The organism is Paramagnetospirillum magneticum AMB-1, assembly GCF_000009985.1.
Lineage (GTDB): Bacteria > Pseudomonadota > Alphaproteobacteria > Rhodospirillales > Magnetospirillaceae > Phaeospirillum > Phaeospirillum magneticum.
The window spans coordinates 2,216,705-2,229,839 of sequence record NC_007626.1; the positions used below are offsets into that span (position 1 = coordinate 2,216,705).

General features: G+C 53.9%; 6 protein-coding genes and 1 pseudogene. 5 read left to right on the forward strand and 2 right to left on the reverse strand.

Going from position 1 to position 13,135, the window contains the following annotated elements; all coding sequences use genetic code 11:
- Position 1 precedes the first annotated feature (1 nt).
- A complete protein-coding gene (gene brxC / locus AMB_RS10300; RefSeq protein WP_043746510.1) occupies positions 2-2,374 on the forward strand; it encodes a BREX system P-loop protein BrxC in 2,373 nt (790 codons plus the stop codon).
- 36 nt (positions 2,375-2,410) lie between these two features.
- Here brxC and AMB_RS10305 read toward each other — a convergent pair.
- Positions 2,411-3,558 (reverse strand): IS3 family transposase gene (locus tag AMB_RS10305; protein ID WP_407636032.1). Its coding sequence is split into 2 segments (ribosomal slippage): positions 2,411-3,297 and positions 3,297-3,558, totalling 1,149 coding nucleotides; the frame shifts between segments, so codons are not numbered across the junction.
- Between the two features lie 17 nt (positions 3,559-3,575).
- Between AMB_RS10305 and AMB_RS10315 the strand changes: the two genes are divergently transcribed.
- From AMB_RS10315 to AMB_RS25195, 3 genes are read left to right on the forward strand one after another with little or no spacing between them, the layout of a single operon-like run.
- Positions 3,576-4,907 carry a hypothetical protein gene (locus AMB_RS10315; RefSeq protein WP_231849041.1) on the forward strand — a complete coding sequence of 444 codons (1,332 nt, stop codon included), beginning with the start codon at positions 3,576-3,578 and terminating at the stop codon, positions 4,905-4,907.
- Between the two features lie 15 nt (positions 4,908-4,922).
- Positions 4,923-8,519, forward strand: a complete 3,597-nt coding sequence (gene pglX / locus AMB_RS10320) for a BREX-1 system adenine-specific DNA-methyltransferase PglX (protein ID WP_011384445.1) — start codon at positions 4,923-4,925, stop codon at positions 8,517-8,519.
- Positions 8,520-8,526: 7 nt separating this feature from the next.
- The gene (locus AMB_RS25195; RefSeq protein ID WP_148207379.1) at positions 8,527-9,351 is read left to right on the forward strand and encodes a hypothetical protein; all 825 of its coding nucleotides are present in this window, start codon (positions 8,527-8,529) and stop codon (positions 9,349-9,351) included.
- On the opposite strand, the pseudogene AMB_RS24450 reads toward AMB_RS25195, so the two are convergent.
- A pseudogene (locus AMB_RS24450) lies at positions 9,314-10,185 on the reverse strand (IS5 family transposase). The gene AMB_RS25195 and the pseudogene AMB_RS24450 sit on opposite strands and share 38 nt — an antisense overlap.
- Before the next feature lie 300 nt (positions 10,186-10,485).
- Here AMB_RS24450 and pglZ point away from each other — a divergent pair.
- Positions 10,486-13,068, forward strand: coding sequence for a BREX-1 system phosphatase PglZ type A (gene pglZ, locus AMB_RS10335; protein WP_011384446.1), 2,583 nt, complete (start codon positions 10,486-10,488; stop codon positions 13,066-13,068).
- The last annotated feature ends 67 nt before the right edge of the window (positions 13,069-13,135 follow it).

A 13,135-nucleotide genomic window follows, 5' to 3' on the forward strand; every position in this document is an offset into this window, starting at 1 on the left:
TATGCTGATCCGTGAACTCTTCGAGAAGAAGATTGACCGCCCCATCAATGGCGTCATCAAGGCCGACCAAACCGATGATGCATCGAAGTGGCAGGAACTCGATGAGTACGTGATCACCCGCGAACTCGATAAGCACCTGCATGGTTTCTTTAATTCATATCTGAAATCCATCGACGCTCCTGGTGACCCGGAACTTGCGGGGAAGGTTGGTGTCTGGGTTTCAGGGTTCTTCGGTTCCGGCAAGTCGCACTTCATCAAGGTGCTGTCCTACCTGCTGGAGAACAAGATGGTCAGCATGGGCGGTGAATCCCGCCGTGCTGTTGAATTCTTCGATGGGAAAATTCAGGACGCCATGTTGGCCGCTGACATCAAGCGTGCGGTCAACGCCGACACCGATGTCATCCTGTTCAACATCGATTCCAAGGCGGATACCAGCAAGGATGATTCGATCCTGACCGTGTTCACCAATGTTTTCAACGAACGGCTCGGATATAGCCCAGATCACCCCCATATCGCCGACCTTGAACGTCGTCTCGATGCAAAGGGGAAGTTTGGTGAATTCAAAGCGGCATACCGGGAGATTACCGACTGCGATTGGGTCTCCGAACGCGATGCCTTTCACCTCAATTCGGACAGCATCAAGACCGCTCTGGCTCGGGTTTTAGGGCAATCCGAGGATGCCTTTGAAAAATGGCTCGATAACCCCGAGGCGGTGTTCAATCTTTCCCCCGACAACTTTGCCGGTTGGGTGAAGCAATATCTCGATTCCAAGGGGCCAAAGCACCGCATCGTGTTCCTGGTGGATGAGATAGGCCAGTTCATTGGGCAAGACACCCACATGATGCTGCGGCTTCAGACCATCACTGAAAACCTCGGCACCATTTGCGGTGGACGGGCATGGGTCGTGGTGACCTCGCAGGAGGATATTGACGCCGTTCTTGGTGAAATGCGTTCCGCGAAGAGCAACGACTTTTCGAAAATTCAGGGGCGTTTCAAAACCCGGCTTTCGCTTTCCAGTGCCGATGTTCATGAGGTCATCCAGGCTCGATTGCTGGAAAAGACTCCAGCCGCCAGGGATGCCCTTGTCTCGGTTTACAAGGACAAGGCGGACATCCTCAAAAACCAACTGAGCTTTACCAACGTCGGAATGACGTTCAAGCCGTTTGCCAACGACGACCATTTCGCCAAGGTCTACCCGTTCGCCCCCTACCAGTTCCAACTGGTTCAGAAGATTTTCGAGGCTATCCGCCGTGTTGGTGCCACTGGTCTACACCTTGCCCGTGGTGAACGCTCGATGCTCGATGCGTTCCAAACCGCAGCAAAGGACATGGCATCGGAAAAGGTCGGGGTGCTGGTCCCGCTGCACCGCTTCTACCCGTCCATTGAAAGTTTCCTCGACACCGCCGTGAAGGCGACCATCGATCAGGCTGGTGATAACGCTTCGCTGGAGCCGTTCGACAATCTGGTTCTGCGAACGCTGTTCCTCATCCGGTACGTGGAGGAGATCAAGGGGACGGTCGAAAATCTCGTCACCTTGTTCATCGATCAGATCGACGCCGACCGGCTGGCGATCAAGATTCAGATGGAGGCCAGCCTTCAGCGGTTGGAAGGCCAGACCCTCGTGCGTCGTAACGGCGATGAATTCTTTTTCCTGACCGACGAGGAGAAGGAAATCGGGAAGGGCATCAAAAATGTTGATTTGCATGGTGGTGAAGATGTCAAAGCTCTTGGCGAAATGATTTTTGACGGGGTTCTTGGCGGGTATCGTAAGCACCGCTTCGAGGACACCAAGAAGGATTTTCCATTCAATCGATTCTGCGATCAGCACCCGTATGGAGCCAGAGGAGACGGCGATTTGGCGGTGTTGGTGATCACTCCTCTGTCAGAAGACTACCCCGACTGGAATGAAGCCCGTTGCCTTATGAAGTCCACTGAAGACGGTGGGCAGGTGGTCATCAAGCTACCGGACGATAGCAGGCCGGGAACAAGCGATAGCTTGCTGAACCGTGAATTGCGTACTCTTCTCAAGACTGAAAAGTTCATCGCCCGTACAAATGATGGAACACTCACCCCAGGTATGAAAAATATCCTCCGGAATAGGGCTGATGAAAACAACAAGAGAAGAGATAATTTAACGGTCCATATTGGGGATTTGATTCGGGGGGCCGACGTATTCGCTGCGGGGAATAGAGTCACCGTGAAGGGTGGTGGTGATGGTGCGATCCGTCAGTCATTAGATTACTTGATCAAAAACACCTTCACTAAGTTGGGCTATCTGAAGCACATCAGCCAAGACCCGCTTGCGGAAATTAAAGCCGTCCTGAATGCACCAGACACCGCCGATCAGAGGCTGAAGCTTGATGGTGAAGATTGAGCTACTCCCCATTGGTTGGACAGAATTCGGGGAAGTTTAAGCTACTCTCCGGGCCTGCTGATCGGTTTGGTTGATGGTGTTCCAGTAGACCACGGCGGGGGTCCTTCCGCCATGGGCGGCGTGGGGCCGTTTGTGGTTGTAGAAGGTGATCCAGGGTCCGATCCCGGCCCTTGCTTGCGAGCCGGTTTCCCAGGCATGGAGATAGACGCATTCGTATTTTAGGGACCGCCACAGGCGCTCGATAAAGACGTTGTCGATGCAACGGCCCTTGCCGTCCATGGAGATGCGGGTTCCGGCCCGCTTCAGCCGGTCGATCCAGGCGAAGGATGTAAACTGGCTGCCCTGGTCGGTGTTCATGATCTCCGGCGGGCCGAAGCGCAGGATGGCCTCGTTGAGCACCTCGACGCAGAAGTCGGCCTCGAGCGTGTTGGAGATGCGCCAGGCCAGCACTTTCCGGGTGGCCCAGTCCATGATGGCGATCAGATAAAGGAATCCCCGGCGCATGGGCAGATAGGTGATGTCGGCGCACCAGACCTGATTGGGCCGGTCGATCCGCAGGCCCCGCAGCAGGTAGGGATAGGTCTTGTGGCCCTTGGCGGGCTTGCTGGTGTTGGGCTTCTGGTAGATCGGCATCAGGCCCATGAGCCGCATCAGCCGCCGGACGCGCTTGACGTTGACCGGGTGGCCCTCGTTCTGGAGATGCCAAGCCATCTGACGGACACCATAGAACGGCGTTTCCAGGAATTGGCGGTCGATCAACCGCATCAGCTCCAGGTTTGCCTCCGTCTCGCCCAAGGGCTCGTAATAGAACGATGATCGCGCAATGGACAGCAGGTGGCACTGGGCGCCGATCGACAGCGCCGGGTGTTTGGGCTCGATCATGGTCCGCCTCACTTGCCGGTCCACGGCTTGAGCTTTCGAGACAAAAAATCGTTGGCCACGGCCAGCTCCCCGATCTTGGCGTGCAGGGATCGCACCGTATCCTCGTCCACCTCGGCCTTCTTCTTGGCCCCGCGTTCGAAGATCTCCGCCGCCCCGTCCAGCAGGGACTTCTTCCATTGATGGATCATGGTCGGATGGACGCCATAGGCCGACGCCAATTCCGATACCGTCCGCTCGCCCTTCAGCGCCTCAAGGGCGACACGCGCCTTGAAGGCCGCGTCATGGTTCCTGCGCTTCGACATCTCTGATCTCCTCGTAGTTGGGGATCAGCAAACATCAGATCGTAGCTTCCGTCAGTGTCCAATTTCCGGGGAGTAGCTCAGATGGCAATGCTCCGGCACTCAAGGAAGTGCTGGAGTTTGTCCGCTTAAAGGACAGCATCAGCCAGAAAGTCATCCTGCACGACCTGATCGAAGGTCGATTTGGCAAACGCCCCTACGGTTGGCCGGAATGGGAAGTGGTACTTCTGGTCGCCCGGTTGGTCGTGGCCGGTGAACTCAGCATGTCCATGGATGGGGCATTGTTGACCCGCGACAAGATTTTTGAACAGGTGAAGACGCCCAACAAGTGGCGAAGCATCATCGTAATCAAGCGGCAGACGGTTGATGCCGCCCTGCTCCAACAATCCCGGAATCTCGGGAAATCCGTGTTTTCCAAGATGGGGCCGGACGGCGAAGACGCACTCTATGGCTTCCTGCGGGAACAGTGCGAAAAGTGGCAGGCCAACCTCAGCGGTTATCTGAAATTGGCCGAAACCGGCAAATATCCGGGCAAGGATGCCATCGACGCCGGTCTGAAGCTTCTGAAGCTCATCCTGGCGGAGAAGGACAGCTACGGCTTCATCCAGAAATTCGTCACCCTGAAGGCGGAGTTTCAAAATCTATCCGACGACGTAAGTGATCTCGACACCTTCTACGGCACCCAGCAGCCAGTTTGGGAATTGCTGGGTAGGAAGTACGCTGAGTTCGTCGTCAATCGGAAGGAACTCGACCACAACCCCGATGCGGCGGCGGCCTTGCATCAGATGGAATCCATTTTGGGTCATGCCGCCCCCTATCCGTTGATCAAGGACATCAGCGGCTTGGTCAGCAAGGTCACGGCCATCAATGATGCCCTGGTGGTCAAACGTCGCAGCCACGCCCTGGAAAAGATCGATCAGCACGTCTCCGAAGTGAAGGAAGCCCTCGACCATATCGCGGCACCGCCTGATCTCAGAAACAGGTGCCTGAAGGAACTTCAAAAGCTTCGTCAGATCGCCGAGACGCAAACCAGCATCGCCCACATTCATCAGGCTGTCACAGACGCCATCGAGGCAAAAGATGATGCCCTGGATGTCATTGACCGCTATGTGCCGCCCAAACCAGCCGCTCCGACGCCACCGCCGGTTACTCCTGGTACCGGTGGTGCAGAACCCACAAAGACCAAAGCAGAACCTCCGCCGCCGATCTTCAAGAAGCCGCGTGTGGTACGGCCTGCCGAAATGAAATCGGGCTACCTGAAGACCCAGGCCGATGTGGATGCGTTCCTCGGAAAACTGCGGAAGGAACTTGAAGCCGCCCTGGCCGCTGAAGAACCCATTGAAATTCGCTGATCGGACGAGCTTGCCATGAACCGCAATAAGCTGAAGACCTATGCCCCCAAGGCTCGTCGCGACTTCATCGCGGCGGTAACCGCCCGAGCCATCAAGTTCGGCATCAGCAAGGACGCGATTGAACCCGTACAGGTGCAGGGGAATATCGCCCTGATTGCAGGGCAGGCCCATCCCAGAAAGGTAGCCGATCAGCGGTTAAAGCTTGAAGCACGGGTCAAGACCCGAGGGTTCGAGCAGGTCATGGAGGAAGCCGCCTATACGTGGTTCAACCGCTTCGCCGCGATCCGCTACATGGAGGTCCACGGCTACCTCGACCATGGCTACCGAGTTCTGAGCCACCCTGAAGGCAAGGCAACACCGGAAATCGTCGAACATGCCCAGCACCTTGATCTGCCGGGTCTGGATAAGGAAAAGGTCATCGAGTTGAAGCTCGATGGGACCAAGGAGGGTGACCTTTATCGGATGCTGCTGATGGCACAGTGCAATGCACTGAATTCCGCCATGCCCTTCCTGTTCGAGCGAATTGACGACGAAACCGAACTGCTGCTGCCCGATAACCTGCTGCACTCGGATTCCGTCATTCGCCAGATGGTCATTGAAATCGAGGAAGCAGATTGGCAAGAGATCGAGATCATCGGCTGGCTGTATCAGTTCTATATCTCGGAAAAGAAGGATCAGGTCATCGGCAAGGTGGTCAAGTCCGAGGACATTCCCGCCGCCACCCAGCTTTTCACGCCGAACTGGATCGTGAAATACATGGTCCAGAACACCCTTGGTGCCAAATGGCTGGCGACCTATCCGCAGTCGGGCATCCGGGCGAAGATGGAGTTCTACATTGAACCTGCCGAGCAAACCGATGGGGTGAATACCAAACTGGCCGAGATCACCCCGAAGGAACTGAACCCCGAGGAAATTACCTTCCTCGACCCCGCCTGCGGGTCGGGCCACATCCTGGTGGAAGCCTACGACCTGTTCAAAGACATCTACCTGGAACGCGGCTATGTGCTGCGGGACGTGCCGCGTCTGATCCTTGAGAAGAACCTGTTCGGCTTGGACGTCGATGACCGTGCTGCCCAGATGGCGGCGTTCGCCCTACTGATGAAGGCTCGGAATGACGACAGAAGGATACTCGAAAAACATCAGAAAATGAATGTTAAGAGCATTTTATCAAGCAAAAAATTAAATATCGATGATCAAAAAATCGCATCTGACAGCAATAAGTTCGAGCTTATTCCAAGCGATGATCTTCTGCCAGAAACTATCCAGCAGCCGATGTTGTCTATGTCTGCCGCCACAGCAACGCAAACTCTAGCGGAGTTGGTAGCCATATTCCGCGATGCTGACTCCATTGGTTCGCTGACAAAAATTCCAGAGAGACTGCTGAAGCGGCTACCAATTTTGAGGAATCTTGCTGAAAAGCAACTTCTATCGCGTGATCGCCTGGAAGACAGCTTGGCGGCAAAATCTGCTTTTTTCGCACTAAAGTTAATTGATCAAGCTGAAACACTTTCTATGCATTTTGACTGCGTTGCCGCAAACCCTCCTTATATTGGCAATAGGGCTGGGATGAATGACACAATTAAGCAATACGCACAGGACTATTTTAACAATGCACGGGGCGATACGTTTTCCATGTTCGTAGCACGCGGACTTGAATTTTGCCGCACTGGCTATATGAGTATGGTAACGCTTGATAGCTGGCTCACACTGTCCACATACGAATATTTTCGAAGCGATATACTTAACAATTCAACAATACTTTCTCTCGCCCATATGCCTTACGAGGGTAAAAAGCCAACAGCAATGGGCATAAACTTTGGAGTTGCATGCTTCACGCTGCGGGGTGTGTGCAGTAAATATATGGGGTATTTTATCCGGCAGAGGTATGTTGATTTAATCGGTGATGGATCGCTAAAGTCTTTATCTGCGTTTACTGGGCTTGGAAAGCGAATTGATGGCGGTCAATTCTTAAATGCTCCCGCTAACGCAATTGTTTACGGACTGTCAGATCAGGGTCGTCGGAAATTGTTTTCTGCAACCCCGCTTAGGGATTTAGTCGATGCCAGAGAAGGGATGGCAACGGCTGGCAATGACCGCTTCCTACGGTGGTGGCATGAGGTTCCTTACGGGAACATTGCCTTTAATATTAATAGCGGTACCGAGGCGGTAGAATCTGGCTCCAAGTGGTTTCCCTATAACAAGGGCGGAGAGTATAAAAGGTGGTTTGGGAACATTGGTTTGATCGTAAATTGGGAAAATGATGGTCTGGAAATTAAGGGAAACATCGACCCCATAACGCAGAGGGTTAGATCGCACAACTACAATGGCGACTATGCTTTTTTACCTGGGCTTACATGGACTTCTATGAGCAGCAAGGGGACGGCAGCACGCATAATGCCAAATGGATTTATGTTCGACGCAAAAGGACCAATGGCATTTGGCAGTCAAGAAACAATTAATTTTGCCGCTGCCCTCATGAACAGTGTAGTTGGGAGATTTTTCTTGTCGTCTCTTTCCGCGACTAAAGACTTCAAAATAGGGCATATTTTGGCACTACCTGTTGAGAAAAGTATGATTTCAAAAAATAGCATTCACGAATATGTGAATGAGTTATGGGGGCTTGCTAAAAATGAATGGGCAAGCTTTGAGACATCTTGGGAATTCCAATCTCCACCTCTCATAAGCGGACATTGTATTAAGAATGCATTTGTGGAATGGCAAGCAAAGTGCCATCGGTCATATTCAAGATCAGGTGAATTGCAACGACACGTAGACGAAGAACTAGTTGACGAATACGGGCTTGCAGAGGAGCTTGGCGACAAATATGAATCTGGTGAGATCACTTTATACATTGGCGATAACCAGAGCGACGTATTTTGGCTGGCTTCATATTCAATCGGCTGCATGATGGGTCGCTACAGCCTGGATGAGCCTGGGCTGATTTACGCAAACAGTGGCAATGTCGGCTTCGATCCCAGCCGCTACACCACCTTCCCCGCTGACGATGACGGCATCGTTCCGATTATGCAGGCCGATTGGTTCGATGACGATGCCACCAACCGCGTCGTCGAATTCATCAAGGTCGCTTGGTCGCCCGAGACTCTGGCTGAAAACCTGAAATTCGTTGCCGACAGCCTGGGGACGAAGAGCGGTGAAACGCCCATCGACACCATCCGCCGCTATCTCAGCACCGACTTTTTCAAGGACCATCTGAAGACCTACAAGAAGCGTCCGATCTACTGGCTATTCAGCAGCGGCAAGGAAAAGGCGTTCGAGGCGTTGGTCTACCTGCACCGGTATAACGAAGGCACCTTGTCACGAATGCGGATGGAATATGTCACGCCGCTCCAGGGGCGGATCGCATCAAAGATCGATCAGCTTGGTCGGGACATTGATGCCGCCGCCAGCACCGCCGCCCAGAACAAGCTGCGGAAGGAGCAGGAGAAGCTGAAAAAGCAGCAAGCCGAACTGGTCAAGTTCGATGAGGAACTCCGGCATTATGCCGACATGCGGATCAAGCTTGATCTCGATGACGGTGTGAAAGTGAATTATGGAAAATTCGGCACCCTACTTGCCGAGACGAAGGCGATAACGGGCGGTTCGGAGGAGTAGGAACGCAATGGCACAAGAACAGCAAATCAAGCAATTTCTTGAACTGTGCGTGGCCTGTACGGCAACGCCCGTTGATCAAATCGTAAGCCACCGGGACTGGGGAAAAATTAATTTTGAGGCTGGTCGTGGCGACCTTGAGCGAATGCAGTCGATATTAAATCACTTTAAAGTGCTTCCGTTAGAGCCGCTTCCAGACTCCGTTCTGGTTGACTTAATTCAGGTGACGACACCAATAAAAGCGGCTTTGGATCAGTTTTCTGCTTTTACAATCGAACAGCAAGACCCGTCGCAGGTTCGTTTGAACATACTCCAGAATACCAAAGGGGTTGTAGACCAGCTTTACCTCAAAGCTCATCTTTGGATTCCATTCCTTGCGTATCAAAAAGGTGATGTTCAACGAAATATTGATCAGCTATCAAGATCAGTTGTTGAGGCTAATGGAATTGTTAGCTCTGCGAAGGGAGATATAGAGGGGAAATACGAGGAAATACGAACAATTATTGCTGCTGCCAGAGAGGCCTCTGCGAGTGTTGGTGTTGCTCATTTTACCGGTGATTTCTCTGATGAAGCCAATTCATTGGCGTCTTCGGCAAAAAACTGGCTTATTGCAACCGGTTTATGTGCGGTAATTACGCTCGTTACGGCTTTCTATATGATGTCGAATGGGTTGCCTTCTGATGCAAAGGCAGCACAAATTATCCAGCACGCCACTTCAAAAGTTGTGATTCTCGGCCTTCTCTTTGCTGCGACCATTTGGCTTGGCCGCATCTATAAGAGTCCGTCCGTGAAGTTTCCTATGATTTCCGGTGTCTTGCTATCCTTCGCAGCATGAGGCGGATCATGGCGAGGCGAAGAAACGCCAGCGCCATCCTGGCGAGATTCTCGAAGTCCTTGGCGAGACGGCGACAACGCCCCAGCCACCCGAAGGTGCGCTCAACGATCCACCGCTTTGGCAGAACTTCGAACCCCTTGGCGGTGTCGGAGCGTTTGACGATTTCCAGGTGCCACGCCCCGAGTGCGCGGACGGCTGCCGCGGTGGCGGCCCCCTGGTAGCCGCCATCAGCGAACACCCGAACGATGAAGGGGAAGAGGCGCCGGACCTCCTTGAGGACCGGCAATCCGCCATCACGATCCTGGACATCGGCCGGTTGGACATGAGCCGCGAGGATCAAGCCAAGCGTATCGACGACGATGTGCCGCTTCTTGCCTTTGACCTTCTTCCCAGCGTCGTAGCCCGATGGATCAATCCGCGCCCCCCTTTTTCCGCGCCCTTGACGCTCTGGCTGTCTATGATCGCCGCCGTCGGGCTGGCTTCTTTGCCGGAGAGTTCCCGCACCTCGATGAACAGGGCGTGATGGAGGCGTGCCAGCGTGCCATCCCATTCCCACAGCCCAAGATATTCATGCACCGTGCTTTTGGGCGGCAGGTCCGTGGGCAATGCTCGCCACTGGCAACCGGTCATCAACACGTAGAAGATCCCATTCACCACTTCACGAAGATCCACCGTTCGCTGGCGCCCGCCGCGCTTTGCCGGTGGGATCAGCGGCGCCACCAGCGACCATTCCTCATCCGTCAGATCACTTGGATAGCGAAGTCCGCTCCGCTCATAGAGCCGTCGGTTGTCCTTGGTCCACATGGCGCCCCCAGCATTTCTCTGGAGACCCATGGAATCATAACCGATTCACCTGATTCAAGAACCTTCCGGACGGCCTCTAAAGCAACAATGCACCAAGTAGTTGCTAATAGACATCGAGCTAACGCACTCAAAACATTCCAGGCATTTGTGAAGGCCACAGATGATGAGTCTGCCAGAGATGCTGTTCTTATGGAAACTACACGCTCAATCTTTGCATTGACGCATTCAGGCTATATTGATTCGGGCGATGTTTCTGCTGAGGGCGGCATGAAAATTGTTGAGATGGTAAAGAACGTCTCGCAGGCGGCTTCAAAGTGATGTCGAAATCAAATGGATAAGATTATCGACGCACTTTCATCGCTTTACGGTGAAGGCAATCGCATCGTGTTTTGGAACGACCCCGACCGGGAGTTCGAGGAATCCCTTTCCTCGCTCGGTCTAGACGGGGTGACCCTCCTGCGTGCCGATCAGATGCCTGGGCTTGAAGCCAAAATTCGGATGGAGCGGGAACAGCCCGAGAGCCGGTTCCTGGTCTATTCGGCGACCCATGTACCGCTGCCGTCCGAGGACTGGCTCTTGGATATCCGCCTATACAGCCGGACCTTCCGGGCTGATCGGGCTTCGATCATTCTTGGTGAATTGGGCCTGCAAGAACAATCCCTGCATTCACATCTCCAGGCCCGTGCCAAATTCCTTGGCAGCAAGGACCGTCTGACAAGATTGAAGAAGCTGGTTCAGCCGACAGATTCGATCCGTGATCTGGACCGCAAGATGCTGGCGGTGGTGACCAAGGTCGATCAACCGGAATTTCTCGGCATTCTCACCGCTCTCTACCATGCCATTCCCGACTCCGACCTGGATGCCCTGCCACCCGCCTGGGACGAGATTGAAAAGTACGACCTATCGGAATCCTTCTGGTCCATGGTGCAGGGGCAATTTGGATATTCCGAGAATTCTCCGACGCTGAAGAATCTGCTGATCCGCCTGATGGTCAGCGATTTTGCCCATTCGATCACGGCGGAACTTCCTGCGGCCTTGGCTCACCTGATGCTGCCCAGGCTGTTCCTATCCAGTGCATCGGTCTGCCTTTCCCAGTGGCGAGACAGCAATTCACGCAGCGACAGTTATGACCGGCTGTCCAAGATGGTCGGCGATGCCCTGAAGATCGACAGCCTTCTTCCGGGAATGAAGATCGAGCCGCTGCTCGACAACAAGACCTTCCTTGTCATCGAGAAGTTCATCGCTGTTTCTCTGCGGGACAGGGTGACTGCGACCACGGCCACGATCAATGCCGAAGCTGTAAAGGCCATCGCGAAACACCGCCAGAACGGCTACTGGGCGGATAGAAACCGTGGAGCTATCGGTGCCACCCGTGAAGCCCTTCATGCCGTCTATGACGCCCTAATCGCCGCCGCTGACCTGTTTGGGCTGCGGGGGGAGTTCTCGAACGGGTTCGACTACAATTCGGCTCAGGCGATGTTTGATGGCTATGCCACCACCCTCCACCAGTTTGACCGACTGTATCGCCATTTCATCGAAGCAGCCGACGCGGCCACGGCACAGGGGTGGGAAATTCTCAAGACCCTGCGTGACGGGGTTGAAGATTGCTACACCAACTGGTTCCTGACCAATGTCAGCCTGAAATGGGGCAAGTTCGTCGAGGATGAGCTTCTGAAGGAATGGCGGGTTGAAGGCGTCATCCCCCAACCATGGTTCTTCCACAAGGTCGAAGCCGCTTTGATGGAATCGGATCGTCGAGTTTTCGTCATCATCAGCGATGCTCTGCGATATGAAGCGGCGAAGGAACTGGTCGATGTCCTGAACGGCACCTATCGCATCCAGGCCGAAATTCAGCCAATGCTGGGGGTGTTGCCGTCCTATACCGCACTGGGGATGGCCGCCCTGCTGCCCCATTCCAAAATCAGCTATTCCGACAAGGGCGATGTGCTGGTGGATGGTCAATCATCGGCAGCGGGGAATCGTTCGAACATCCTCGCCACGAAGAAGGGTGTTGCGGTCAAAGCCGATGACCTGAAGGACATGAAGAAGGATGCCGGTCGAGAATTCGTGAAGCCCTATGAGGTCGTCTACGTCTACCACAACACCATTGATGCCATCGGCGACAGCGGTTCAACCGAGGGCAAGACCTTCGAGGCGGTTCGGCAGGCTCTGAATGAACTTTCTGATCTGATCCGCATGATCATGAATAATCTCAACGGCACCTACATCTACGTGACCGCTGACCACGGGTTCCTGTTCCAGGAAACGGCACTCGATGCAACGGACAAGAATGCCCTGACCGACAAACCGGCGGGGACATTGATCGCGAAGAAACGCTACCTTCTTGGCCGGAACTTGCCTGATTCAGCCAAGGCGTATCATGGGTCAACCGCGATCACTGCTGGTTCCGATGGTGACATGGAATTCTGGGTGCCGAAGGGAAACAACCGGTTCCATTTTGTCGGTGGCTCTCGGTTCGTTCATGGCGGTGCCATGCTGCAAGAGATCACGGTTCCCCTCATCCGAGTTCGGCAGATCAAGGGCGATGCCAAGTCCAAGACCTCGGTGAAGAACGTCGGTGTGATGGTCATGACCCAGAGTCCAAAGATCACCACAAACCGCTATCGGTTCGAACTGATGCAGACCGAGAAGGCAACCGACAGGGTTAAGCCCGCGACCCTGGACATCGCCGTCTATGAGGATGGGCAGGCCATCACCAACATCGAACGGGTCACCTTCGACAGCACCCAGGACAACCTGGATAGCTGGAAGAAGTCTGTCTGGCTGTCGCTCCAGAAACGCAGCTATGACAAGAAGGGCTGCTACCATCTCATTCTGCGAAATGCCGAAGATGGCATTGAAGTGCAGCGGGTTGAAGTGAGCATCAGCATCGCTTTCATGGATGATTTCTAAGATGTGTGGCCCAGGAAATTGTGGATTTGTAAAAATGGTCAGATTTCAACGTAACGAAAGGCGAATA